This window comes from Neobacillus vireti (genome assembly GCF_036962465.1).
Classification (GTDB): domain Bacteria; phylum Bacillota; class Bacilli; order Bacillales; family Cytobacillaceae; genus Neobacillus; species Neobacillus vireti_B.
This window is the reverse complement of record NZ_JBALNF010000033.1, coordinates 26,039-51,148: the sequence shown is the minus strand read 5'-3', so window position 1 is coordinate 51,148 and position 25,110 is coordinate 26,039. Positions and strand designations below refer to the sequence as shown.

Annotated in this window: 22 protein-coding genes and 1 riboswitch; of the genes, 20 read left to right on the top strand and 2 right to left on the bottom strand. The window is 39.6% G+C overall.

What is annotated here, in order from left to right; translation table 11 throughout:
* Window positions 1–54 precede the first annotated feature (54 nt).
* From V7077_RS15225 to V7077_RS15135, 19 genes are all read left to right on the top strand, one after another.
* Window positions 55–984, top strand: coding sequence for a sensor domain-containing protein (locus V7077_RS15225; RefSeq protein ID WP_335503293.1), 930 nt, complete (start codon window positions 55–57; stop codon window positions 982–984).
* 116 nt (window positions 985–1,100) lie between these two features.
* Complete coding sequence (locus tag V7077_RS15220) at window positions 1,101–1,868, top strand: MerR family transcriptional regulator (RefSeq protein WP_335503290.1); 768 nt, start codon at window positions 1,101–1,103, stop codon at window positions 1,866–1,868.
* A gap of 226 nt (window positions 1,869–2,094) precedes the next feature.
* A complete protein-coding gene (locus V7077_RS15215; protein WP_335503287.1) occupies window positions 2,095–3,102 on the top strand; it encodes an ABC transporter ATP-binding protein in 1,008 nt (335 codons plus the stop codon).
* Window positions 3,083–4,051: an ABC transporter ATP-binding protein gene (locus V7077_RS15210; RefSeq protein WP_335503283.1), complete on the top strand. Its 969-nt coding sequence runs from the start codon at window positions 3,083–3,085 to the stop codon at window positions 4,049–4,051. The genes V7077_RS15215 and V7077_RS15210 overlap by 20 nt, the downstream gene beginning before the upstream one ends.
* A gap of 52 nt (window positions 4,052–4,103) precedes the next feature.
* Window positions 4,104–5,720 carry an ABC transporter substrate-binding protein gene (locus V7077_RS15205; protein ID WP_335503279.1) on the top strand — a complete coding sequence of 539 codons (1,617 nt, stop codon included), beginning with the start codon at window positions 4,104–4,106 and terminating at the stop codon, window positions 5,718–5,720.
* A 138-nt stretch (window positions 5,721–5,858) separates the two neighbouring features.
* The gene (locus V7077_RS15200) at window positions 5,859–6,866 is read left to right on the top strand and encodes an ABC transporter permease (protein ID WP_335503276.1); all 1,008 of its coding nucleotides are present in this window, start codon (window positions 5,859–5,861) and stop codon (window positions 6,864–6,866) included.
* Window positions 6,867–6,891: 25 nt separating this feature from the next.
* Window positions 6,892–7,782, top strand: a complete 891-nt coding sequence (locus tag V7077_RS15195; protein WP_335503522.1) for an ABC transporter permease — start codon at window positions 6,892–6,894, stop codon at window positions 7,780–7,782.
* A gap of 219 nt (window positions 7,783–8,001) precedes the next feature.
* On the top strand, window positions 8,002–8,496 hold the full coding sequence (locus V7077_RS15190) for a shikimate kinase (protein WP_335503519.1): 495 nt from the start codon (window positions 8,002–8,004) through the stop codon (window positions 8,494–8,496).
* Window positions 8,493–9,269, top strand: coding sequence for a type I 3-dehydroquinate dehydratase (gene aroD / locus V7077_RS15185; RefSeq protein WP_420489655.1), 777 nt, complete (start codon window positions 8,493–8,495; stop codon window positions 9,267–9,269). The genes V7077_RS15190 and aroD overlap by 4 nt, the downstream gene beginning before the upstream one ends.
* 255 nt (window positions 9,270–9,524) lie before the next feature.
* The gene (gene argC / locus V7077_RS15180) at window positions 9,525–10,562 is read left to right on the top strand and encodes an N-acetyl-gamma-glutamyl-phosphate reductase (protein ID WP_335503274.1); all 1,038 of its coding nucleotides are present in this window, start codon (window positions 9,525–9,527) and stop codon (window positions 10,560–10,562) included.
* A 70-nt stretch (window positions 10,563–10,632) separates the two neighbouring features.
* Window positions 10,633–11,862 (top strand): bifunctional glutamate N-acetyltransferase/amino-acid acetyltransferase ArgJ, encoded by a 1,230-nt coding sequence (gene argJ, locus V7077_RS15175; RefSeq protein WP_335503271.1) that lies wholly within the window; start codon window positions 10,633–10,635, stop codon window positions 11,860–11,862.
* A gap of 12 nt (window positions 11,863–11,874) precedes the next feature.
* Window positions 11,875–12,672 carry an acetylglutamate kinase gene (gene argB, locus V7077_RS15170; protein WP_335503269.1) on the top strand — a complete coding sequence of 266 codons (798 nt, stop codon included), beginning with the start codon at window positions 11,875–11,877 and terminating at the stop codon, window positions 12,670–12,672.
* On the top strand, window positions 12,672–13,871 hold the full coding sequence (locus V7077_RS15165) for an acetylornithine transaminase (RefSeq protein ID WP_335503266.1): 1,200 nt from the start codon (window positions 12,672–12,674) through the stop codon (window positions 13,869–13,871). The genes argB and V7077_RS15165 overlap by 1 nt, the downstream gene beginning before the upstream one ends.
* 5 nt (window positions 13,872–13,876) lie before the next feature.
* Window positions 13,877–14,953: a carbamoyl phosphate synthase small subunit gene (locus tag V7077_RS15160; RefSeq protein ID WP_335503514.1), complete on the top strand. Its 1,077-nt coding sequence runs from the start codon at window positions 13,877–13,879 to the stop codon at window positions 14,951–14,953.
* The gene (gene carB / locus V7077_RS15155) at window positions 14,940–18,176 is read left to right on the top strand and encodes a carbamoyl-phosphate synthase (glutamine-hydrolyzing) large subunit (protein ID WP_335503263.1); all 3,237 of its coding nucleotides are present in this window, start codon (window positions 14,940–14,942) and stop codon (window positions 18,174–18,176) included. The genes V7077_RS15160 and carB overlap by 14 nt, the downstream gene beginning before the upstream one ends.
* Entirely contained in the window at window positions 18,160–19,140 is a 981-nt protein-coding gene (argF, locus tag V7077_RS15150; RefSeq protein ID WP_335503260.1) for an ornithine carbamoyltransferase, read from the top strand. The genes carB and argF overlap by 17 nt, the downstream gene beginning before the upstream one ends.
* Before the next feature lie 79 nt (window positions 19,141–19,219).
* Window positions 19,220–20,431, top strand: a complete 1,212-nt coding sequence (locus V7077_RS15145) for an argininosuccinate synthase (protein WP_335503257.1) — start codon at window positions 19,220–19,222, stop codon at window positions 20,429–20,431.
* A gap of 61 nt (window positions 20,432–20,492) precedes the next feature.
* Window positions 20,493–21,869 carry an argininosuccinate lyase gene (argH, locus tag V7077_RS15140; protein WP_335503254.1) on the top strand — a complete coding sequence of 459 codons (1,377 nt, stop codon included), beginning with the start codon at window positions 20,493–20,495 and terminating at the stop codon, window positions 21,867–21,869.
* A 227-nt stretch (window positions 21,870–22,096) separates the two neighbouring features.
* A riboswitch (SAM riboswitch) is annotated at window positions 22,097–22,206 on the top strand.
* A 97-nt stretch (window positions 22,207–22,303) separates the two neighbouring features.
* On the top strand, window positions 22,304–23,524 hold the full coding sequence (locus V7077_RS15135; RefSeq protein ID WP_335503251.1) for a homoserine dehydrogenase: 1,221 nt from the start codon (window positions 22,304–22,306) through the stop codon (window positions 23,522–23,524).
* Between the two features lie 62 nt (window positions 23,525–23,586).
* On the opposite strand, the gene V7077_RS15130 is transcribed toward V7077_RS15135, so the two are convergent.
* Window positions 23,587–23,766, bottom strand: coding sequence for a YfhD family protein (locus V7077_RS15130; protein ID WP_335503248.1), 180 nt, complete (start codon window positions 23,764–23,766; stop codon window positions 23,587–23,589).
* A 121-nt stretch (window positions 23,767–23,887) separates the two neighbouring features.
* Window positions 23,888–24,025, bottom strand: coding sequence for a YfhE family protein (locus tag V7077_RS15125; RefSeq protein ID WP_335503245.1), 138 nt, complete (start codon window positions 24,023–24,025; stop codon window positions 23,888–23,890).
* Between the two features lie 173 nt (window positions 24,026–24,198).
* On the opposite strand from V7077_RS15125, the gene recX reads away from it, so the two are divergent.
* A complete protein-coding gene (gene recX, locus V7077_RS15120; RefSeq protein WP_335503242.1) occupies window positions 24,199–25,017 on the top strand; it encodes a recombination regulator RecX in 819 nt (272 codons plus the stop codon).
* The last annotated feature ends 93 nt before the right edge of the window (window positions 25,018–25,110 follow it).

Sequence of the window (25,110 nt, the reverse complement as noted above, 5' to 3'; positions counted from 1 at the left end):
GAAGGGAAAAAACCAGGGGCCATTTTAAAATTAATGAATACAGGGGACGTATATATGGTTAGTAAAGATAATCTAAACTTTTTAAATAAAGATTTATTTTTTAAGTTATTTAATAATATGTCTGATTTGGTTTATTTGACGAGTGTAGAAGATAATGGACAATTTAGTTATGTTCTAGCTAATGAACCGGCCAAAAATTTTTCAGGACTAACATCAGACTGCTATGGAAAGTCCATAAAAGAGGTGCTTCAGCCAGAAGTTTACAGCGTCATTGAAGATAAATACTTACAAGTCTTGGCTACTAAGAAACCAGTCAAATACGAAGATAAAATTGTTCTTTCAACGCCAATGAACCATTCAAAGAACCATGTCGTTTATTGGGAATCAACTGTTACACCAGTGGTTAATCAGGAAGGTCAATGTACGCATTTACTGGCAGTGGTTCGTGATGTAACAGAACGGAAAAAGTATGAGCAGCAATTAAAACATATGGCCCACCATGATAACTTAACAGGACTGCCAAATCGGACTTACTTCTTTGTAAGGCTGAAGGAGGACATGGAATTATCAAAACAGACGAAAACAACATTAGCTGTATTTTATCTAGATATCGATCATTTTAAAAAAATTAATGATTCGATGGGACATGATATGGGAGATAAACTATTAAAGGAGTTCTCTCAGCGGGTAAAAGCCTGTATAAGGGAGGAGGATATGCTTGCAAGACTGGGGGGAGACGAATTTGTTATTCTACTGACGGGGTTGTCAGAAGAAAACGTCATCCAAATCGCCAAGCGAATAATAGCCTCAAGTAAAAACGAATGGGAAATAAATCAAACAAAAATTAAAATAACTACCAGTATCGGTATTGCATTTTACTCCCATCATAGCCATGACGAAAAAAACTTACTACAACATGCAGACCATGCCCTTTACAAAGCAAAAGAAAACGGCAGAAGCAACTACCAGATATACAAGAGCTAACTGGTGCCTGTACACCTCAAATGGACAATGTCTTTTAGTGGTGTCAGGCACCAATTTTTTGGTTGACTTTGACGTTGCGTTAAGGTGTATCGTTGATTTTAGGAGGGGGTGAGCGAATGGAGTATACCGTGCAAAAGTTGGCAAGTTTGACGGGGATTAGTACGAGGACGCTTAGATATTATGACGAGATAGGCATTCTTAAGCCGGCGAGAATTAATTCATCTGGATATCGGATCTATGGCCAAGCGGAAGTCGATCGGCTGCAGCAAATTCTTTTTTACAGGGAATTAGAGGTCAGTTTAGATAGAATCAAAGAAATTGTCACCGATCCAGCCTTTGATGGTGCGGCTGCACTTAAAGAACACCGTGAAAAACTCCTTGAGAAAAAGAAACAATTAGAAGTGTTAATTGCCAATCTTGATAAAACGATTGCGTCAACGGAAGGGAGAATGGAAATGTCTAATAAAGATAAGTTCGAAGGCTTTAAGAAAAGAATAATTGAGGAAAATGAGAAAAAGTTTGGTGAAGAAATCCGCCAAAAATATGGCAATGACCGAGTGGATCAATCAAATGAAAAGGTAATGAGTATGACGCAGGAGCAGCACAATGAAGTCACTGCATTGGCTGAAAATATTTCTATCACCTTAGCTGAAGCGTTTAAGACAGGCGATCCTGGAGGGGAGTTAGCCCAAAAAGCGGCAGAACTGCACAAACAATGGTTAGGCTATTATTGGACCAAATACAGCAAAGAGGCCCATGCCGGCCTTGCTCAAATGTATGTAGATGATGAGAGATTTACTGCCTATTATGATAAAGAGCAGCCAGGTACGGCCAAGTTTTTACGAGATGCCATATACATTTACACAGGTATAAAAAAGCAATAGTAATATAGTAATATCAAAAGGATTTGAATAGTTGATGCCTGCACCACCCTGCAGTAACGCTTTAATGCAGTGTGGTGTAAGGCATTTTTTTTATTATTTTTTATGTGATTGACAAGTTTCGATAAAAACAGGCATGTACAATGTGTCATAATTATTTTAATATTTGTTATATTATAATATTTTGAAGAAGTGATTGTTAATCATAGCTTAAGAGGTAGGTGTTAATGTGAGTCATATTTTACAGATTAAGGACTTAAAAGTATCATTTCAATCTGGGAAACAGCTCTTACCTGCAGTTGATGGGATTAGTTTTGATTTAAAAGACGGAGAAATTCTTGGAATCGTGGGTGAATCAGGGAGTGGTAAAAGTGTAACCTCTTTAGCCGCAATGGGGTTAATTCCCTCACCGCCAGGAAAAATGGAAAACGGTCAAATTATATTTGAGGGAAAAGATTTAAGACAGAATACCGAAAAGGAGTGGCGTAAAGTTCGTGGAAATCAGATATCAATGATCTTCCAGGAACCAATGACATCCTTAAACCCGTTATTCACCATCGGTAATCAAGTGATAGAGGCTATAAGATTACATACTAATTTTTCAAAGAGAGAAGCACTAGTACGAGGAATTGAATTATTAAGACTGGTTGGGATACCAAGAGCAGAGGGAATTCTTAAGGAGTATCCCCACCAATTATCGGGTGGAATGAGACAACGGATCATGATTGCCATGGCAATGGCTTGCAATCCAAAGGTACTGATTGCGGATGAGCCCACCACCGCACTTGACGTAACAATTCAAGCACAAATTCTTGCTTTAATGAAGGATTTGAATAAAAAAACAAATACATCAATTATCCTGATTACGCACGATTTAGGCGTGGTGGCCGAAATATGTGAACGGGTAATCGTTATGTATTCTGGACAAATCGTTGAACAGGGTGATGTTAGAACCATCCTTAAAAATCCGCGGCATCCGTATACGAAAGGGCTATTAAAATCGGTCCCTGAAATAAGAGGAAAAAAGGAGCGTCTCTATAGCATACCAGGAACAGTCCCTCTCCCGGGATCCATTCAACATGGGTGCCGATTTGCACCACGGTGTTCGGAAGCTTTTGGCAGGTGCCAAGAGGAGAAACCAAATCTAAGAAAATTAGAAAATGACGAACATGAAGTTCGCTGTTTTTTATATACAGTGAAGGAAGGGAGTGACAAACATGTCGGAGTTACTTCTTGAGGTAAATGGGTTGAAAAAGTACTTTCCGATTACGGGAGGACTTTTTGGAAGGAAACAGGGTGAAGTGAAAGCAGTAGATGATATTTCTTTTTATGTTAGAAAGGGAGAGACATTGGGCATTGTAGGGGAAAGTGGATGCGGGAAATCGACTACTGGCCGTCTGTTAATGCGTTTGATTGAAGCAAGCGAAGGAAAGATTGTATTTGAAGATAAAGAAATTACGAGTATGACAAAATCAGAATTAAGAAAAACCCGCCGCGATATACAGATGGTATTTCAAGACCCCTATGCATCCTTAAACCCAAGACATTCGATTGAACAAATTCTTGAAGAACCGCTGATTGTCCATGGAATCGGGACCAAAGCTGAGCGCAAAAAGCAAGTGAGAGAAATGCTCGAGGTAGTCGGCTTAAGCAGCAATTATGCCAAGCGATATCCGCACCAATTCAGCGGTGGTCAGCGTCAACGGATTGGAATTGCTAAAGCATTGATGACAAAACCGAAGCTGATAATTGCGGATGAACCAGTGTCAGCATTAGACGTTTCAATCCAAGCCCAGGTACTAAACTTAATGAAGGATATACAAAAAGAATTTCAGCTTACCTACATATTTATCGCACATGATTTAGGTGTGGTTCGTCATATTAGTGATCGTGTTGGCGTGATGTATTTAGGAAGATTAATAGAGTTAGCTGAAAGTGAAAGACTATATCAAAGTCCCTTCCATCCATACACCAAGGCACTTCTCTCAGCTGTACCCATCCCAGACCCAGATTGTAAGAAGGAAACGATTTTAATAGAGGGAGAAATTCCTAGTCCTGCCAATCCTCCTTCTGGCTGTGCATTCCATACCAGGTGTTCACAGGTGTTTGATATTTGCAAAACATCAAGACCTCGAGAACAAGAGTTGAACGGTCATTTTGTTGCGTGTCATTTATATAACAAGTGATGGGCTGCATTTATGATAAAAAAATAAAGCGTATAGGGGGTAACAAACTTTTATGAAGAAAAAACCTTTTATACTGTTGTGGATTTCTCTACTAGTCATCAGCATGTTTTTGGCTGGCTGCAACAGTAAAACAAATGAAACTGCTGGAGGCAAGAAAGATCCGGTCTCTGGAAGCAAATCGAAAAAGGATACACTAGTCTATGGCCGTGGAGGAGATTCTACTTCGCTAGATCCAATCACCTCAACGGAAGGAGAAACATTTAAAGTAACCGAAAATATATTTGAAACATTACTTGAATATGGCGACCAAGATACTACCATACATCCTGGACTTGCTGAATCATGGAAAGTTACTCCTGATGGTTTAACGTATACCTTTAAACTTCGGCAAGGAGTCAAATTCCATGATGGAACCGATTTTAATGCAGAAGCGGTGGTTTTTAACTTTGACCGCTGGATGAATGGAAACGCAGACAGTTTCCCTTATTATACAATGTTTGGCGGTTATAAAGGGGACAAAGGCCACGTCATTAAAGAGGTTAAAGCGATTGATGAACATACAGTTCAATTTATCTTAACTAGACCACAAGCACCATTCCTTAAGAACTTGGCGATGTCTCCGTTTGGAATTGCCAGCCCTGAAGCCGTTAAAAAATACGGTGATAAATTTAGACAACATCCTGTAGGAACAGGTCCATTTAAATTCGTTGAGTGGAAGGAAAACGATACGATTACGATTGAGAAAAACCCTGACTACTGGCAAAAAGGCTATCCTAAGCTAAACAAAATTATTTTCCGTGTCATCCCTGAAAATACAGCACGTCTTAATGCACTTGCCAATGGTGAAATTGATGTCATGGATGGACTAAACAATTCAGATGAAGCTGCAGTTAAAGCAAATGCTAATCTTCAAGTAATTGAACGTCCATCAATGAATGTTGGCTATATTGGTTTAACAACCACTCGCAAACCATTTGATAACAAACTTGTCCGTCAAGCCATCAATTATGCTATTGATAAAAAATCAATCATCGATGCATTTTATGGCGGAAAGGCACTAGAAGCTGTTAATCCAATCCCTCCTTCCATCGAGGGATATAACAAGTCTATTGAGCCATATCCATATGATTTAGACAAAGCGAAACAATTATTAAAAGAAGCTGGTTATGAAAAAGGCTTTACGATTGACCTATGGGCTATGCCTGTAGCACGACCATATATGCCAGAAGCGCAAAAGGTCGCAGAAGTGATCCAAGAAAGTCTAAGTAAAATTGGCGTTAAAGCCAAGATCCAGTCTGTTGACTGGGCAACTTATTTAGACAAAGCGGGCAAAGGCGAGTTTGATATGTTCATGCTTGGCTGGACAGGCGACAATGGAGATCCTGATAACTTCTTATACACTCTGCTTGATAAAGACAGCATTGGAAGCAACAACTATTCTTATTATAGCAATGACCAATTACATGACATCCTAATTAAGGCTCAAACAGAAACAGATCAGGCTAAGCGTAATGCGCTTTACGAGCAGGCGCAAGTCATCATCCATGATGATGCTCCTTGGGTTCCACTGGTACATTCCACACCATTATTAGCAGCAGGGAAAGACGTGGTTAACTATTTGCCGCACCCAACAGGTTCAGAGGCTTTGACAAAAGTAGAATTTAAATAAAAAGAAAAGCGGAAGCGCTTAGGCGCTGCAGCTGGACAATTCTTAAAGTGATTTAAAATTTTTTATCTTGTAACAGTGGGGAGGGATTTTCCCTCCCTTTTGGTAACCTAAAGTTCATTCTCAAAAGAGGTGAAAAATTTGTTTACGTACACAGTTCGCCGCGTGTTCTCTCTCATACCGGTTTTAATTGGGATGACAATGGTGGTTTTTGCTATTATCCATGCTATTCCTGGTAATCCAGCCCAAGTCATTCTTGGTCAAAGAGCAACCGCAGAATCCATTGCGACCTTAACTAAGGAATTAGGATTAGACCGCCCATGGTACATACAATATATAGATTATATTAAATCATTGCTTCATGGAGATTTAGGGATATCACTTAGGACAAGGGGTCCCATTAATGAAGAAATATGGTCTTACTTAGCGGCTACAGCGGAATTAACTATTGTGGCTATGTTTATCGCAGTTATTATTGGTGTAAATGCAGGGATAGTCAGTGCCTGGTTCTCGAGATCATGGTTTGATTATACAGCGATGGTCCTTGCCTTAATAGGGGTATCACTGCCAATATTTTGGCTGGGTTTAATGGAACAATGGGTGTTTTCCATCCATTTAGGCTGGCTTCCGACCACAGGCAGAGAGAATGTTAGAGATCCCGTTTCCGCCATTACTAATCTATATTTAATCGATACACTTTTACAAGGAAGATTTGATCAATTTATTGTAGTACTGAAGCATTTGATATTACCAAGTTTGGCACTTGCTACGATACCAATGGCCATAATCGCCAGAATGAGTCGTGCCACCATGCTTGAAATAATGAAATCAGATTACATCCGTACCGCTAGGGCGAAAGGTCTGAGTATGTTTTGGGTCGTGTATAAGCATTCTTTAAAAAATGCAATTATCCCAGTACTAACGATTATCGGATTGCAAACAGGCTTGCTATTGGGGGGAGCCATCCTAACCGAAACAATTTTCGGATGGCCGGGAATTGGCCGATATTTATATGATGCAATCGGCTATCGTGATTATCCAGTGATTCAGTCAGGCATCTTATTAATTGCTGCCATTTTTGTCCTTATTAATTTAATTGTGGATTTATTGTACGTCTTTGTTGATCCAAGAATTAAATATACGAAATAAAGGAGGGGATTAATAAGTGGCGGAAATTGTAAAAAAAACGGCTAATATCCTTCCTGCTGCAAGGGAAGAAAAGCAGACACCTCCATGGAAGGAAGCATGGGTATCCTTTTATAAAAACCGATTAGCCCTCGCTGGTCTTGGGATTGTAGCATTTTTTATCATCATTGCCATTTTAGCACCGGTTATTGCACCCTATAGTTACAAAGAGCAAGTGTTAACAGAGCGAATGCTCCCGCCTTCAGGTGATCATTGGTTTGGTACAGATGATTTTGGCCGTGACATCTTCTCTCGGATTGTTTATGGGGCGAGGATATCCTTGTGGGTTGGATTCTTCTCCGTCCTAGGGTCAGTGGTATTTGGTACCATTTTAGGAATTGTTGCAGGATATTATGGCCGCTGGATTGATTCTGTTATTTCACGAATTTTTGATATCATGCTTGCCTTCCCTAGTATCCTCTTAGCGATAGCGGTTGTGGCCATTCTTGGCCCATCTTTACAAAATGCTTTAATCGCCATTGCAGTCATTAATATTCCGAACTTTGGCCGGCTTGTCCGTTCAAAGGTGCTAAGTGTTAAACAAGAAGAATACATTATGGCAGCACGTGCGGTGGGAATGAAGGATACTCGAATTCTTTTCCATCATATCTTACCTAACAGTGTTTCACCAGTCATTGTACAAGCAACATTAGCGATTGCCACATCTATTATTGAAGCAGCGGCCCTTGGCTTTCTTGGAATGGGTGCACAGGCGCCGACACCGGAGTGGGGTAAAATGCTGGCAGATTCAAAGAATTATATTACCCTGGCCCCTTGGACCTTATTTTTTCCAGGAGTTGCCATCATGCTGACGGTGTTAGGTTTCAATTTAATGGGTGATGGACTTAGAGATGTCCTTGACCCGAAGATGAAGAACTAGAAATAAGAGAAGTTCGGCATAACGCTAGGTGACAGGCAAAAGAGTTGGTCGATGGATAAACAAGTTAGACTCCAATAGGGGTCTTTTTTTATTCATTAATAATCCAAGGTTTCTAAATTTTCAATTAAGCATTATAATGATGTAAATAAAAGCTCATAGCCTTTAGGGGGATGAAAGGTTTTGAATAATGGTGAAAAAAGTATAATTTTTATTGGTTTTATGGGAGTAGGAAAGACGACAATAGGGAAGCTTGTTGCACATAAACTTCTTCGTCCTTTTGTTGACATTGACGAAGAAATTGAAAAAGAGTATGGAATGCCGGTCTCGCAAATTTTTAAGGAAATTGGTGAAAAATCTTTTAGAGATCGAGAAAAACAGCTAATTGCTGATTTAGCCGAACAAAAGCGAAAAGTAATTTCTCTCGGCGGAGGTGCTTTTTTGCAGGAAGAAATAAGAAGGATTTGTCTATCCTCCTGCATTGTCATACATCTGGACTTATCCCTGGAAAGCTGGAAAGAGCGGCTCAGTTTAATAGTTGACAGCCGGCCGGTTTTACATGGTAAGTCGATTGGTGAAATGGAGGAGCTCTACTATAATCGGCAGGAAATCTATGCAATGCATCATCTGAAAATCTGTACAGACAACCAAAGCGCTGATAACATTGCAGAACAAATTATTAACACGTTATCAATGGAATTTGGTGTAAGGCCATGATTAAGAAAAGAATAAAAACTATTACAGTCAAGAACATTATCATTGGTGAAGGTACTCCTAAAATTTGTGTTCCAATGGTAGGGACTAGCTTAGCTCAACTAATAGAGGAAGCAAACTATTTAAACACACTTGATTTGGATTTAGTAGAATGGCGTGTCGATTTCTTTGAGGATGTCGAACAAATTGAAAAGGTAAAAGAGGCTTTAAGGGAGATTCGGGGAATCCTCACAGAGATCCCTCTTGTTTTTACTTTCCGCAGTGCCAAAGAGGGCGGGGAAAAAGAGGTGAGTACCGCTTTCTACTTTGAGTTAAATAAAGCTATTGCTGAAACCGGCCTGGTCGATATCGTTGATGTGGAGTTATTTAATGATGAAAATGATGTTAAAGCATTAATAGAATCTGCTCATTCTCAAAACGTTTATGTTATTATTTCTAACCATGATTTTCAGGCGACCCCGGCAAAAGAGGAGATTATTTCGCGATTGCGTAGAGCGCAGGAATTAGGCGGGGATCTGCCAAAGATAGCTGTAATGCCTGCTAGTACAGCTGATGTACTGACATTGCTTGAGGCCACATCTACAATGAATGAACAGTACGCTGACAGACCGATTATTACTATGTCCATGGCAGGAAAGGGAGTTATTAGCCGCTTAGCCGGAGAATTATTTGGCTCGGCTCTTACTTTTGGAGCCGCTAAGAAGGCTTCTGCTCCGGGACAGGTATCGGTTACGGAACTGCGAAACGTACTGAATTTGCTCCATACGAGTCTATAAAACAAATCTCATTGTATGAAATATTTGTGAAGTTCCAGCATAAGCTGGAGCTTTTTTTAAGATAAGGTATAAAGATAGTGGGTTACTTATTTGTGTATATAAAATGTATAATCTTACAAAAAGTTGTGAAAGCGTTTACAAATTAAATAGCGGTAATTTTCAGCGAAAATAAAAAATAAGACTAATTACTTGTTGAATAATTATATATCTATATGTATAATAATACATTATGAAAGTGACTTGGGAGTTGAAGAAATGAAAGCTGCGATTATCGGCGGAACTGGTTATGGATCAATTGAATTAGTCAGGTTAATTAATAAGCACCCATACTTGGAGATTGGTTCAGTGGTATCTAATTCCCAAGCTGGGGTTAATTTTAGCGATGTGTATCCACATCTTTCTGATGTGGTTGTTCAACCTCTAGAAACATTTGATGCTAATAGATTAAGTGAAGAAAATGACATTGTTTTCCTTGCTACCCCTTCAGGAGTAAGCAGCAAACTTGTACCACAGCTGCTGGATCAGGGAATAAAGTGTATTGACCTTTCCGGGGATTTCCGGCTGAGATCAGCTGAAGAATATGAAACCTGGTATCGGCACTCCCCAGCAGAGGATAAGTACTTAAAACAGGCAGTCTACGGTTTGAGTGAGATCTATAAAGAGGAAATCAAGAACTCAACCTTAATTGCTAATCCGGGCTGCTATCCCACCGCAACCAATCTTGGACTTTTACCAATTATGAAGTCCGAATTAGCGGATGAGAATTTCATTATTATCGATGCTAAATCCGGGGTATCAGGTGCCGGTAGAGGGGTATCACTAACATCCCATTACTCGGAAATGAATGAAAACTTTAAAGCTTACAAACTAGGTAAACATCAACATATACCTGAAATAGAACAAGTTCTCACAGATGAGAGTGGAAAACGGACAACGGTTACCTTTACAACACATCTTGTTCCAATGACAAGAGGAATTATGTGTACGATGTACGTGAATCTAAAAGAAAAAATTTCAACCCAAAAAGTTATTGATTTATATAAACAATTTTATCAAGAATCTCATTTTATAAGAGTACGGCCGGAAGGAAATATACCTGCAACAAAAGAAGTAATGGGATCAAATTTTTGTGATATTGGTTTGCATGTGGATGAACGGACCAATCGGTTAACAATCATCTCAGTCATCGACAACTTAGTAAAAGGGGCTGCTGGTCAAGCGATTCAGAACGCCAATCTAATGAACGGCTGGGAGGAACAAACTGGGCTCACCGATATACCAATGTATCCATAATTTAAAACTAATAATTTACTAGTTAAATAGCCCTGTTAATTGCAAGGGACCACTAAGGGGGAAAAACAAATTGACACAAGCCACATCTACCAACAAAATTGTTGTACTTGAAAATGAGAGTATAACCTTACCAAAGGGATATAAAGCAGGCGGTATGCATTGCGGGATTAAGAAGAAGCGCTTGGATTTGGGATATATCGTCTCGGAAGTACCGGCCGCTGTAGCGGGTGTTTATACGACTAATATTTTCCAGGCGGCACCACTAATTCTAACGCAAGAAAGTATCGCAAAAGAAAATAAAATTCAAGCAATCCTTGTGAACTCTGGGAACGCCAATGCCTGTACAGGCGAGCAGGGTTTACTAGATGCAGCAGAGATGCAAAAAAGATTCGCAGACGAGTTAGGGATCCAACCACATCTAGTTGCCGTTACATCAACGGGAGTAATAGGGGAACTGATGCCAATGGAATGTATTAATGCGGGAATTAAACAAATCCTGCAATCTGAATTTGAACAAGAAGAAAATTTTAAACAATCCATTTTAACAACTGATACATGTATCAAACAAATCGGTGTTCAAATAAAAATAGATGGGCATACCATTTCAATCGGCGGTGCTGCCAAAGGTTCAGGGATGATCCATCCGAATATGGCAACAATGCTCGGTTTTGTAACAACTGATGCTAACGTCGCCCAAGATGATTTGTTATTCGCGCTTAAGGACGTAACCAACCAAACATTTAACATGATTACAGTTGATGGGGATACAAGTACCAATGACATGGTGCTTGTGATGGCAAATGGGTTAGCTGGCAATGAACAGTTAACAAAAGAACATCCTGATTGGGGAAGCTTCGTCACCGCATTAGGGATTGTGTGTAAAGAACTTGCCAAAAAAATTGCTAGAGACGGTGAAGGAGCAACCAAGCTTGTTGAAGTCCAAGTAAGTGGAGCCTTCAGCACAGATGAAGCTAAAACAGTCGGTAAGTCAATCATTTCCTCAAACCTTGTCAAAACGGCTATATATGGCACCGATCCTAACTGGGGACGTATTGTCACAGCAGCGGGATACAGTGGGGTGCCAATTGAACCCCAGTTATTAGAGGTCTCAATCGGTCAATATAAAGTGTTTGAAAAAGGTTTACCGTGTCCAATCGTTGAAGAGGAAGTAAAAGGCTACTTGGAACAAGAGAATGTTGTTATACATGTAGATTTAAATCAAGGTGAATACAGTGCAACGGCCTGGGGATGCGATCTTACTTATGACTATGTAAAAATCAATGCATCCTACCGTACTTAAGGGAGGACAACAATGAAATATTTAGTCATTAAGTGTGGCGGAAGTGTGTTAGAAAATCTGCCAAGATCCTTTTATGAAGACATCGTAAAGATGCATGCATCCAGTGAGTGGACACCGATAATCGTTCATGGCGGAGGCCCGCTAATTACATCATTATTAAGAAGCTTAAATGTGGAAACTAAATTCGTAAATGGACTTAGAGTAACCGATCACCAAGTGTTAGACGTAGTTGAAATGGTTTTAAGCGGATCGGTTAATAAACAAGTAGTTAGAAACCTTGTCGAAGTTGGAGGAAAGGCTGTCGGTATTAGCGGTGTTGATGGCGGCCTGTTAAAGGCAGCTCCGACAACTAATGCGAAAACGTTAGGTTTTGTTGGAGAGGTAGTCGAAGTTAATCACAGCATCATCGAGGGTATCATTGACCAGGGATTTATCCCGGTTATTTCTCCGGTTGGTATTGATGCAAGTGGGCAGCGTTACAATATAAATGGTGATATTGCTGCCTCTGCCATTGCAAAATCATTAGAAGCCAACCTGTGTTTCATCAGTGATATTCCTGGTATCTTGGTGGATCATGATGGAGTAAAAACTAAGCTTGATAAGGTCTCAAAAGCCATTATTGAACAGATGATCGAAGACGAAACCATTTATGGAGGAATGATTCCAAAGGTTCAAGCCGCGATTGACGGCCTTGTTCATAACATACCAGAGGTTGGAATCATTAACGGTTTTGAAAAAAATAGTCTGCTAGATTATTCAAACGGCAAATGCGTTGGTACAAAAATAGTCTTAGAAGAGGAGATTGCGTAATGGTAAACGATACTTCCATCTCCCTGACCACACCAGTAATGGCAACATACAGCCGATTCCCTATCACATTAGTTAAGGGGAAAGGAAGTTACGTGTGGGACGATCAAGGGAACCAATTTTTAGATTTCACTTCAGGTATTGCTACATGTAACTTAGGGCATGTTCCCGACCCAGTTAAGGAAAAGCTGGAGGAACAATTACAAAATTTGTGGCATTGCTCCAATCTATATAACATTCCTAATCAGCAGCAGCTTGCTGCATTGCTAACCGCTATTAGCTGCGGTGATCAGGTTTTTTTCTGCAATAGTGGCGCTGAAGCGAATGAAGCCGCTATTAAACTGGCAAGAAGATATGCAAATAAAGTAAAAGGAAGCAGTTCTTCTGAGGTTGTCACCTTTGGGCAGTCCTTCCATGGGAGAACTTTAGCTACCTTGACAGCAACAGGACAAGAGAAAATCCAAAACGGCTTTGCACCGCTTATGCCAGGATTCAGTTACCTTCCATATAATGACGAGACTGCGTTAGAACAGCTTGTTACTATTAAACCTGCAGCAGTATTACTAGAGCTTGTCCAAGGTGAAGGCGGGGTTATTCCAGCAAATCAGCTATGGGTAACAAAATTAGCACAGATTTGTAAGGAAAACGATATTCTGCTGATGGTGGATGAAATCCAAACAGGAATAGGCCGAACAGGAACATTCTTTGCCTATGAACAATATTCTATCGAACCAGATGTCATCAGTATTGCCAAAGGGTTGGGTTCCGGATTTCCAATTGGAGCGATCATTGCCAAAGAAGAGGCAGCAAAAGGTTTTGAACCGGGCAGCCATGGGAGTACCTTTGGCGGAAACCCACTGGCAACTGCAGCGGGACTTGCGACTGTGACCCATATTATTGAAAGTAATTTACTTGAGCAGACAAAGGAAGCAATAGATTATCTTGATCAGCAGCTGTACCTTTTAAATCAGAAATACTCTTTTATAAAAGAAATTCGCGGTAAAGGGCTGTTAAAAGGATTAGTTGTCGATACAAATGCATTAGAAATTGTTCAAGAAGCAATTTCCAATCAACTCCTTATTTTAACTGCCGGACCTAATGTCGTCCGTATTTTACCTCCATTAACCGTAACGAAAGAAGAAATAAATAAATTTATAGAAGCATTGGAAAAAACATTCCAAAGTATTGAGAAAGGCGAGTGACAATTTTGGAAAAGGGTTATCTTACTTTGGAAACAGGAGAAATATTTGAAGGCGTCCTAATTGGGGCGGATAAGGACTCTCTAGGCGAAGTTGTTTTTAATACAAGTATGACTGGGTATCAGGAGATTATCACAGACCCATCATATGCCGGGCAAATTATTACCTTCTGCTATCCGATTATTGGAAACTATGGAGTCAATGCATTGGATGATGAAAGCATTTCTCCAGCATTAGCAGGTGTTGTCATTAGTGATTTATGTGAAGAGCCAAGTCATTACCAATCTATTAATAAATTTTCAGAAAAGCTGAAGTTTGCAGGAGTACCCGGGCTTGCCGGGGTGGACACAAGACGACTTGTCAAAACCATTCGAAGCCGTGGTACGGTAAAAGGGTATTTAGGAAAGGAAAAGAAAAATATTGTTCCGAACGATTCAAAAACGACAATGTGGGTGGATAAAGTTTCTACTAAAAAAATTCAATATTTCAAAAATAATGGTCCACACGTAGTCCTAATGGATTTCGGCTATAAAAAGTCTATTCTTCATGCTCTGTTAGAAGAGAACTGTTCAGTAACGATTGTTCCTTATACCACCACATTCGAAAAAATAAAATCCTTAAATCCAGATGGTATTTTATTGAGTAATGGGCCTGGAGATCCAATGCAGTTAAAAGCATGGTTTCCAGAAATAAAAAAAATAACACAAACCTATCCAACTCTCGGAATATGCCTGGGACATCAGTTAATTGCTTTGTCATATGGGGCAAAAACAAGCAAACTTGCCTACGGACATAGAGGCGGAAACCATCCAGTTAAAGAACTGAACACTGGAAAGGTAAAAATAACCGCACAAAATCATAGCTATGTTGTGCTTGATGAGAGTATTGATCAAAAGGTATTTAATGTTACCTACCGAAATATAAATGACCAATCAATTGAAGGACTGCAACATAAATTGTACCCAATTCAAACCGTTCAATTTCATCCGGAGGCACATCCCGGTCCAAGCGACACGGAATATATTTTTAAAGATTTTGTGAGTCAGATTGCATCATTGGGAGAGAACATATATGCCGTTAAATAAAAATCTAAAAAAAGTACTTGTTATTGGTTCAGGACCAATTGTGATTGGGCAGGCAGCAGAATTTGATTATGCCGGCACACAGGCGTGTATCGCCTTAAAAGAAGAAGGAATTGAAGTTGTTCTCATTAATAACAACCCAGCCACTATAATGACAGATGAAGCGGTGGCAGATAAGGTATATATTGAACCATTAAATGTAGAAACGATTGAGAAGATTATCCAGAAGGAGAAACCGGATGGGGTAATTGGTACCCTTGGCGGCCAAACTGGATTGAATTTAACCGTTCAGCTATTTGAACAGAAAATTTTAGAGAAATACAATGTTGAACTTTTAGGGACTTCGGTAGCATCCATTAAAAATGGAGAGGACCGCGAGAAGTTCCGTAACTTAATGATTGAAATTGGTGAACCAGTCCCAGAATCTGAAATCATTCACAGTTATGAAGAAGGAGTTCAGTTTGTTCAAAAGATCGGGTTTCCTGTCATCATCCGCCCAGCCTATACATTAGGAGGAGAGGGTGGAGGTTTTGCCTACAACGATGAGGAACTTGAAAATGTACTAAAAAAAGGGTTAGCAGCGAGTCCTATTCATCAAGTTTTAGTGGAAAAGAGCATTAAGGGCTGGAAGGAAATTGAATATGAGGTAATGAGAGATGCAAATGATACGTGCATCATTGTTTGTAATATGGAAAATATGGATCCAGTCGGCGTTCACACTGGCGATTCCATTGTTGTGGCTCCATCACAAACATTAACAGATGTTCAATATCAAATGCTTCGCGACGTTTCGATAAAAGTAATAAGAGAATTAAAGATTATTGGTGGATGTAATATTCAGTTAGCTTTGCATCCCGAATCAAATCAATACTATATTATTGAGGTAAATCCAAGGGTAAGCCGTTCATCAGCGTTGGCTTCTAAAGCAACCGGATATCCGATCGCAAGGATGGCGGCAAAGTGTGCGATTGGTTACCATCTTGATGAGATTGTGAACCCAATAACAGGTAATACCTTTGCTTCTTTTGAGCCAGCGATTGATTATATTGTGGTGAAACTGCCTCGTTTTCCATTTGATAAATTCCCTGAAGCAGACAGAACCTTAGGGACACAAATGAAAGCAACCGGGGAAGTAATGGCAATAGACCGAACATTTGAAGGAGCCTTAAACAAGGCTATTCGGTCCATGGAAATGAATGTATACGGTCTATGTCAAACAGCTTATGAGTCATTAAAAGAGTCTTCATTGTTTGAATTGCTTGAAATAGCGAATGACAAGCGGCTTTTTGTCATTGCCGAAGCATTTAGAAGAGGTCACTCTCTTCCGAAAGTCCAACAACTGACTGAGATTGACCCGTGGTTTTTACACAAAATTAGTTCAATCGTTGCGTTAGAAAAGGAATTAGCTTCCTGCCAATGGGACACGGTTCCAATTGACTTGCTTAAAAGGGCCAAACGAAACAACGTCTCTGACAAGTTATTAGCGCAAATGTTTCAAATCCCGGAAAAACAAGTAAGACTTAAGTGGAAAGAGCAACAAATGCTTCCAGGCTACAAAATGGTAGATACGTGTTCTGCTGAATTCGATGCCGTTACTCCTTACTACTATTCCACTTGGCATGGCAGCGATGAAGTTGAGGTCACCGACAAGAAAAAGATTCTAGTAATCGGATCAGGTCCAATTCGAATTGGTCAAGGAATTGAATTTGATTATTGCTCAGTCCACGCTGCTAAAGCAATTAAGAAAAAAGGCTATGAAGCAGTTGTAATCAATAATAACCCGGAAACAGTGAGTACAGACTATTCGGTTGCTGACCGCTTGTATTTTGAACCACTTGCTGCCGAGGATGTTATCCATGTAATTGAGAAAGAAAAAGTGGATGGCGTGTTAATCCAGTTTGGCGGGCAGACAGCTATTAATCTTGCCCATGATTTAGAAGAAGAGGGAATTAAAATTTTAGGGACAACAGTTCAAAATGTTGACCGTCTAGAAGACCGAAAAGAATTTTATCAACTCCTGGATGATTTAGCTATTCCTCATATTGAAGGAAAAACAGCTTCACAGCCAGAGGAATTAATGGAAGCAGCTGCAGCCTTAGGTTATCCGGTGCTTGTTCGCCCATCCTATGTAATCGGCGGGCAATCCATGTTTACGATTTTTTCAGAGAGCGAGCTAGCTCAGTACATTACTCAGCTTGAAGAAAATTCAAATGCTGAGATGTGGCCATTATTAGTAGATAAGTTTTTACCAGGCCAGGAATGTGAAATTGATGTCATTTGTGATGGAGAAAATATTGTCGTACCTGGAATCTTTGAACATATTGAGAAGGCTGGTGTGCACTCTGGAGACAGCATTACCGTGTTTCCGCCAATCTCTTTATCTAACAAAATAAAAGAAACGTTAATCGATTATGCAGGCAGGATTGCAAAGTCAGCTCCTGTTATCGGCATTATGAATATCCAATTTGTTAGTTATGACGATACGGTTTATGTCTTAGAAGTTAATCCGCGCTCTTCACGGACCGTGCCAATTATTAGTAAGGTGACCGGCGTTCCAATGATTGAGTGGGCAACATATGTTCAATTAGGTGATTCTTTAACAGAATTGAGCCAAGAATTAGGTTTACTATCTGAACCTATTTACTATTCAGTAAAAACTCCTGTTTTCTCGTCCAGTAAGCTTAAGGGAGTCGATCATGTACTTGGGCCGGAAATGAAGTCAACTGGGGAAGTACTTGGAATTGGAACTAACTTTCAGCAAGCACTGCAAAAATCCATTCCTTTAATTAATGGAAATAAGGAAGAAAATTATATTCTTTGTTCGATTTCTGATAGAGAAAAAACAGAAAGTCTTGCCATTTTACAAGAAATCGTAAAAGAAAATTACAAACTGGCTGCAACAGAAGGAACCGCTTTGTTCTTAACATTGAATGGCTTTACCGTAGACCTAGTCGTTAAGGATGAAAAGGATTTAAATGATATCTTCCGGAACAAGCCGATTCAGGCTGTTATAAATATACCGAACCAAGGTCGGAACAAAAACAAGTTTGGTTTCCAGATGCGCGAGTATGCAGTCCGCTATAAGGTACCGGTATTCACACATCTTGATACAATTGAGACCACATTAAGCGTGGAAAAGATGCTCGGAGCTAATTCAGAGGTAAGGACGGTTAGCGAGTATTACAAACTCGAGAAAGAAGGTGCTACTCATGTTGGAAGCAATTAATACGGACGATAAAAGCATCGGGGAGAACCTGCAATTTAAGGGACAGGATTTTTTACAGCTGGATGATTTTAGTTCCGGCCAAATCTTATATTTACTTAATGAAGCCGTCGAATTAAAAAAACAGCAAAAAGAAGGTAAACCTTATCCTTACTTAAACGGAAAGGTATTAGGAATGATTTTTGAAAAATCCTCGACCCGTACAAGGGTTTCCTTTGAAGTAGGGATGCTGCAGTTAGGGGGACATGCAATCTTTTTAAGCTCAAGGGATATTCAGCTCGGCCGTGGCGAGAGCATTTCGGACACCGCCAAGGTTTTGTCACGCTATGTTGACGGAATTATGATACGGACATTCTCACATGAATCGGTTGAGGAGTTAGCCGCACATGCAACAGTACCTGTCATAAATGGGTTAACAGACCTGCAGCACCCGACCCAGGTACTGGCTGATTTGTTAACCATACTAGAACATAAAGGAAAGCTGGCCGGTTTAAAGCTTTGCTATATTGGTGATGGTAATAATAATATGGCCCATTCCTTAATGGAAGGTGCCGTGAAGGTCGGAATGAATATCAGTATTGCCAGTCCTGCGGGCTATCTGCCTAATGAGGAAATTACGGAAAGGGCTATCGAAGCAGGAAAACAAACAGGGTCTTCCGTTATAATTACAAATAATCCTTATGAAGCCATAAAAGATGCTGATGTTGTGGTGACAGATGTTTGGACCAGTATGGGTCAGGAAGAAGAAACTGATATTCGTTTAAAGGCATTCCAAGGTTTTCAAGTCAATGAGGAATTATGCAGCAATGCGAATAACGATTTTATCTTTTTACATTGTTTACCGGCACATCGCGGTGAAGAAGTAACTAGTGAGATTATCGATGGACCACATTCTGTTGTATTTGATGAAGCTGAAAACCGTCTGCATGCACAAAAAGCAATTTTAAAACTTTTACTATCAAAATAGTTTCACTTTCTATGAAATATGTTGTATAATAATTCTATCAAATGAATAAAAATTCACAGAGAGTTCAAGGAGAGTAAAAATGACAAAGGAAAAGATTGTTTTAGCATACTCAGGTGGTTTAGATACATCGGTATCAGTGAAATGGATCCAAGAAAAGTACGGTTATGATGTGATTGCCTTGGGGTTGGATGTTGGAGAAGGGAAAGACCTAGAGGCTATTAAAAATAAAGCATTAAAAGTTGGCGCCATCAAGGCATATATGATAGATGCAAAAGAATTGTTAGCAAAAGAATATATTTTACCAGCTTTAAAGGCTAATTGTTTATATGAAGGTAAGTACCCATTATCTTCTGCCCTATCTAGACCGCTAATTTCTAAATTATTGGTAGAGGTTGCGGAAAAAGAGGGAGCAACCGCTGTTGCTCATGGCTGTACAGGTAAAGGAAACGACCAAGTCCGCTTTGAGGTATCAATCCAAGCATTAAATCCTAGTTTAAAGGTTGTTGCACCGGTTCGTGAGTGGGGAATGACTCGCGATGAAGAAATTAAATATGCGGAAGAAAACGGTATTCCTATACCAGTTGATTTAGATAATCCATTTTCAATTGATGCTAATATCTGGGGACGTGCTTGTGAAGCAGGAGTTCTTGAGGATCCATGGGCAGAGGCACCAGAGGCAGCGTTTGACTGGACGAATCCGATTGAATTGACACCGGATGCACCTGAATATCTTGAAATTGAATTCGAACAAGGGGTTCCTGTTGCCCTTAATGGCGAAAAGCTGCCACTTGTTCAATTGATTGAGACACTTAATACTCTTGGCGGCAAACATGGGGTTGGCCGCATCGACCATATTGAAAATAGATTAGTAGGGATCAAATCGAGAGAAGTGTATGAAAACCCTGCTGCGTTAATTTTGATTAATGCTCATAGAGAATTAGAGTTTTTAACGCTAACTCGTGAGGTTACTCAATTCAAGACACAGGTTGAACAGCAAATGGCAAAGATTATTTATGAAGGTCTTTGGTATTCTCCAATCAAACCTGCCCTTGATGCATTTATTAATGAGACTCAAAAGGTTGTTTCTGGAACGATTCGCGTTAAGCTTTTTAAAGGAAATCACACGGTTGTAGGCAGAAAATCACCACACAGCCTTTACAATGAAGAACTAGCTACCTATGCAAAAGGCGATGCCTTTGATCATAATGCAGCGGTTGGTTTTATTAAGCTTTGGGGACTTCCAACAAAAGTTTATTCTGAAGTAAATAACAAAGAGACCATTTTAAAATAATTCCGGATTGCCCTCGAATCCACTCGGGGGCTGTCTTTTTTATAATTAGGAGGAACCAGTAATGTCTAAGTTATGGGGCGGCCGTTTTACGAAAGAAACCAATAAGCTGGTAGAAGAGTTTACAGCATCGATTTCTTTTGATCAAAAGTTAGCAAAAGAGGATATTGCCGGAAGTATGGCTCATGTCCAAATGCTGGGAGAATGCGGCATTATTCCGATCGAGGATGCTATTAAAATAAAGGACGGCCTTTTAGCAATAAAGAAATTGGTGGATGCCGGCGAGGTTGAGTTTTTAGTTGAAGATGAAGATATTCATATGAATATTGAAAAGCTCTTGATTGAAAAAATTGGACCAGTTGGCGGGAAACTTCATACCGGGCGAAGCCGTAATGACCAAGTGGCCACCGATATGCATTTATACTTACGAACTAAAACAACCGAGCTGATTAAGCTAATTGAAGATGTTCAACAGGCATTAATTGAGCAGGCAAAAGCGAACATTCATACTTTGATTCCCGGATACACTCATTTGCAGCGAGCTCAGCCCGTTTCCTTTGCCCATCACCTTATGGCCTATTTTTGGATGTTTGAACGTGATAAAGAGAGACTAATGGATTCACTCAAACGGATCAATTGGCTTCCACTTGGTTCAGGTGCATTAGCAGGGACAACATTTCCCATCAATCGTGAACGAGTCGCAGAAATATTAGGATTTGAAACTATTTATCCTAATAGTATGGACGCCGTAAGTGATCGCGATTTTATATTAGAATTTTTGTCAATCGGGTCGATTATTATGACACATATCTCTAGATTTTCAGAGGAATTGGTCATTTGGTCAAGTCAGGAGTTTCAGTTTGTAGAACTTGATGATTCTTTCTGTACCGGTTCAAGTATCATGCCACAAAAGAAAAACCCGGATGTACCGGAATTGCTGAGAGGTAAGACTGGACGGACATATGGTAACTTAATTGGATTGTTGACCGTACTAAAGGGTCTGCCGCTTGCTTATAATAAAGATTTACAAGAAGATAAAGAAGGTATGTTTGATACAGTAGAGACGCTTGAAGGCTCATTAAAGTTGTTAGCCCCAATGGTTGAAACCATGACAGTCAATAAAGATGTGATGCGAAAGGCAATTAATAATGATTTTTCCAATGCAACAGACATTGCTGATTACTTAGTTAGAAAAGGTCTGCCATTTCGTGAGGCCCATGAAGTGATTGGAAAAATTGTTCTATATGCAATTCAATCAAATAAGTTTTTATTGGATTTAAGTTTTGAAGAATATCAGGGCTTCAGTCCTCTATTTGAAGAAGATATTTACGAGGTATTGGCTCCTGAACAAGTAGTCGCAGTAAGAAACAGCTTTGGCGGTACTGCTCCAGCACAGGTAGAGCATCAAATAGTGCTTGCAGAGGGGAAACTTCAAAGATAATAAGGTAATTTTATGGCTCGCTTAACGGCGGGTCTTGTTTATGATTAAGGAAGTATAAAAATTGACTTTGAAAATTGTCCAGCTCCAGCCCAGGGGGATCGTCGGGGGCATACTACCTGATCAAGGCGTCTCAACTTTTAAATAGAAAGAAAATATTGACATTTGTAAATAATTAAACTAGAATACTTTTTATAACTTAACTCAGCAATTTATAAAATAAAATATGACTCTTATCCAGAGAGGCGGAGGGACTAGGCCCGATGAAGCCCGGCAACCTTCAAGGTATTCCTTGAAAAGGTGCTAATTCCTGCAGGTTATTTAACCTGACAGATAAGAGGAGGAATTCGCCCTCTTCTTATTAAGAGGGCTTTTCTTTATTTATTAGAAAAACTGATAAGAATCATGCAAATGAAAGTAGAAGGGTGGATATCAACATGTCTGTAATTAAAGTGGCAATCCTTGGTTTTGGCACGGTTGGTGAAGGATTCTATCGGACGATTCAATCTCATGCAGAAGAACTGACAGCCGTTTTAGGAAAAAAAGTAGAGGTGGCTGCCATTCTAATCAAAAACAAGGGGAAGAAAAGGGATATTAGTAAGGATGTCCTTGTTACAACAGAATTTACAGATATCCTTAATCTTCCACAGCTTGATGTTGTAGTTGAAGCCATTGTTGATAAGGATCCAACCTACATATATCTAAAGAGGGCCATTGAGCGGGGCTGTCACATTATTACAGCAAATAAGGAGATGTTTGCCCACTATGGAACAGAGCTGCTTGAACTTGCGCAAATACACCATGTCTCGGTTGGATATGAAGCAACCGTAGCTGGAGGAATACCAGTGATTCAAACCTTAAGACAATTATTAAATGTTAATCGTGTTCAGCAGGTTCAAGGCATTTTAAATGGAACATCGAATTTCATTTTAACGGAGATGCGGGAGAAAAAGCTTTCCTTTGCCCATGCTTTACGTACAGCCCAGGAAAACGGCTTTGCTGAGGCCGATCCGACAAATGATGTGGAAGGCTTCGATGCCTTTTACAAAGCCATGATACTAAGCAGGCTTGCCTTCGGCGAAGAGCCAAATTGGCATGCTGTTGAACGGATAGGGATAACTTCAATTACAAGTGAATTAATCGACACAGCTGAGGAACTTGGATTAAGGTTTAAACATATTGCCAGTATAAAAAAATCAGTTAATCAACTTAAGGTATCTGTTGGACCAGTTCTGGTTGGAAATGAACATCCACTATATCATGTAGAAGGGGTCCAGAATGCAGTAAATATTTCTTCGGATATTGTGGGTCAAATAACCCTTCAAGGCCCTGGGGCTGGTATGCTGCCAACTGCAAGTGCAGTCATCGAAGACTTAGTCTATGTCTGTCAGAATCGAACTGAAAGACAAGGATTCCTAACAACAAATGAAACTAATTCTGCTCAACCAGAACAAGGGCAGAAAGAGGAAACATGGCTATTAGCTGGGTTTTATAATGTAACTGATCATGCTGTTAAACTGATTGATCAGGTCAAAGATGGAATATGGATTGCCAAGGCAATAAGGGAAGAAATAGACGAGCTCTCAAGACTAAATAAAGAACTAGTGTATTTCCCTATCATAGGGGAATATGAAAAGGAGCATGTCTTGGCAAGATAGCATAAATCTTTTATTTAAGAAGCAGGGCAAGGGCAGCCCTGCTTCATTATTTTATCTGATAGTTATTTACTGTTTCTATTTCTTACACGTTGGTTAGCAGCATTAGCTCGTGCCTGTGCTTCTAAATCGGCATGATCTGCGAACTCTGAAGAATACTCAACATCTTTTCCATCTGTTTTTAGATTTTTAGGCACCTGTGGAAGTGATCCTTTATTGTGCTTTTGTCCTTGTGCGCGGCCCATGAAAAAACCCCTTTCAAATTAAACTAAAGTGAGTAGCAATTATTGCTCTCAAAGATAGTTTTTACTGCTTGAAAGGAGTACATTAATGGAAAAATTTAATTATCACTCTCTGTATGTTTTTCTAAATACGAGTTTTTTTGTCCGTGAAACCAGCCGCACGGTCTGCCATCTTAAAATCACGCTGATAGCGTACCTCTTGCATGCTGGTTAAAGGATACTTTCCTCCGTATTTGCTGTCCTTCTTTTTCTTTTCACCCATTATAATCATTCCTTTCGATATTTGTTAAGTTTTAAAGCCTAAGTGCAAATGCATATTACTAAATATGTACTTATTTCCATTTTTACCTGTTCGAAAAAAAAGATACGGTTTTTTCAAAGATATTTTTAAAAAAGGTCCCTTCCGTATGGTAAAGTAATTTTGAGGTGAAGGATATGGCCGTTATTACAAAAATCACCACACAACAGAAGAACCAAGATCGCTTTAACGTGTTTATGGATTATGGAAAAGGCAAAGGTGAGGAATTTGCTTTTAGTGTCGATAGTGACGTTTTAATTAAATTTCAACTTAAAAAAGGAATGGAGCTTGATGACTTCTCCTTTTTAGAAATTCAATACCAAGATGACATCCGCAAGGCTTATAATTTGGCTATTAATTATTTGGCCAGACGAATGAGATCGGAAAAAGAAATTGTGGATTATCTGGGCCAAAAAGAAGTGGACGAGCCGGTGATTAATGAGGTTATTCATAGATTAACTGTACAACATTATATTAATGATCAGGAATATGCTGTAGCCTTTGTAAGGACCCAAGCAAATACAACCGATAAAGGTCCAAATGTGATTAAAATGGATTTAAAGGAGAAAGGGATAGCAGAGGCTTTCCTCTTAAAAGCGCTTGAGGAATTTCCTTTAGAGCAGCAGGTTGAGAAGGCATTGAAAATTTCGGCGAAGTTTTATCAAAAAAATGCAAAGGTTTCTGTTAAAGTTCAAAAACAGAAGCTTGAGCAGTTACTGCTGAGAAAAGGTTATTCTTATGAAGTTATCAATATTGCGGTTAATGAAGCAGAAGTACCAGAAGAAGTAGATAGGGAAATGGAAGCTGTTCGATTTCAAGGCGAGAAGGTCCACAGAAAGTATTCTCATCTTGATGGATTTGAGTATCAGCAAAAGATTAAGCAAGCACTGTATCGTAAAGGTTTTACGATGGATTTAATTGAGCGTTTTTTAGCTGAGAAAGAAGAAAACTTATAACGTAAGCTAAGAAGGGATCAAGACAGAGCAAACTTAAGGTGAATTACGGAGCTTGTTGTCCGAAGGGGGTCAAAGTTCGGACAGTTCAAGGTG

Bases quoted from the DNA above. Each gene is read 5' to 3' on its own strand.
- V7077_RS15145 (WP_335503257.1), top strand. From the start codon at position 19,220: ATGACAAAGGAAAAGATTGTTTTAGCATACTCAGGTGGTTTAGATACA.
- V7077_RS15220 (WP_335503290.1), top strand. From the start codon at position 1,101: ATGGAGTATACCGTGCAAAAGTTGGCAAGTTTGACGGGGATTAGTACG.
- argF (WP_335503260.1), top strand. From the start codon at position 18,160: ATGTTGGAAGCAATTAATACGGACGATAAAAGCATCGGGGAGAACCTG.
- V7077_RS15125 (WP_335503245.1), bottom strand. From the start codon at position 24,025: ATGGGTGAAAAGAAAAAGAAGGACAGCAAATACGGAGGAAAGTATCCT.
- V7077_RS15130 (WP_335503248.1), bottom strand. From the start codon at position 23,766: ATGGGCCGCGCACAAGGACAAAAGCACAATAAAGGATCACTTCCACAG.
- argC (WP_335503274.1), top strand. From the start codon at position 9,525: ATGAAAGCTGCGATTATCGGCGGAACTGGTTATGGATCAATTGAATTA.
- V7077_RS15135 (WP_335503251.1), top strand. From the start codon at position 22,304: ATGTCTGTAATTAAAGTGGCAATCCTTGGTTTTGGCACGGTTGGTGAA.
- V7077_RS15210 (WP_335503283.1), top strand. From the start codon at position 3,083: ATGTCGGAGTTACTTCTTGAGGTAAATGGGTTGAAAAAGTACTTTCCG.
- V7077_RS15165 (WP_335503266.1), top strand. From the start codon at position 12,672: ATGGTAAACGATACTTCCATCTCCCTGACCACACCAGTAATGGCAACA.
- V7077_RS15190 (WP_335503519.1), top strand. From the start codon at position 8,002: ATGGGAGTAGGAAAGACGACAATAGGGAAGCTTGTTGCACATAAACTT.
- argB (WP_335503269.1), top strand. From the start codon at position 11,875: ATGAAATATTTAGTCATTAAGTGTGGCGGAAGTGTGTTAGAAAATCTG.
- aroD (WP_420489655.1), top strand. From the start codon at position 8,493: ATGATTAAGAAAAGAATAAAAACTATTACAGTCAAGAACATTATCATT.
- recX (WP_335503242.1), top strand. From the start codon at position 24,199: ATGGCCGTTATTACAAAAATCACCACACAACAGAAGAACCAAGATCGC.
- V7077_RS15225 (WP_335503293.1), top strand. From the start codon at position 55: ATGGTTAGTAAAGATAATCTAAACTTTTTAAATAAAGATTTATTTTTT.
- carB (WP_335503263.1), top strand. From the start codon at position 14,940: ATGCCGTTAAATAAAAATCTAAAAAAAGTACTTGTTATTGGTTCAGGA.
- V7077_RS15205 (WP_335503279.1), top strand. From the start codon at position 4,104: ATGAAGAAAAAACCTTTTATACTGTTGTGGATTTCTCTACTAGTCATC.
- argH (WP_335503254.1), top strand. From the start codon at position 20,493: ATGTCTAAGTTATGGGGCGGCCGTTTTACGAAAGAAACCAATAAGCTG.